Origin of the sequence: Pollutimonas rozaliensis (genome assembly GCF_048751585.1) — a bacterium.
Taxonomy (GTDB): domain Bacteria; phylum Pseudomonadota; class Gammaproteobacteria; order Burkholderiales; family Burkholderiaceae_B.
The window spans coordinates 1-331 of sequence record NZ_JAZHOB010000039.1 but is presented as its reverse complement, the minus strand read 5'-3'; the positions used below and the strand labels follow the sequence as shown (position 1 = coordinate 331).

Genomic DNA, 331 nt, shown 5'->3' with positions numbered 1-331 from the left:
CGGAATTTATCGCCTGCATCTGAGGTCGTTCCGAAGCTAATTTTCCTTTGGATTACAAAGCCTCTAATACATCGCTCTGCTTCATTATTGGTTAAGGGGATTGACGTTTTCTTGAGGAAAACCCACAAGCTCTCTCTATGTTTGAGCAGTAACTTGCATCGCCCTCGATACCGCTTGACCATCACACCTGTCCCTTTGCTGAACCAATGATCGAACGATTTTTGTAGCCTGTGCAGTCTCCGCAAGTACCGTGAATAATCCAATTCACCTTGCTCATAACGATGTCGAGTATGGAAGAGAACATTCGTCAGAAGACATAGGAGCCTTCCTA

At 45.0% G+C, this 331-nt stretch carries 1 protein-coding gene; it reads right to left on the bottom strand.

Annotated elements, in window-relative coordinates:
• Nucleotides 1–331: IS66 family transposase (locus tag V0R37_RS21870; RefSeq protein WP_420376525.1), on the bottom strand; the 331-nt coding region annotated here is incomplete at both ends.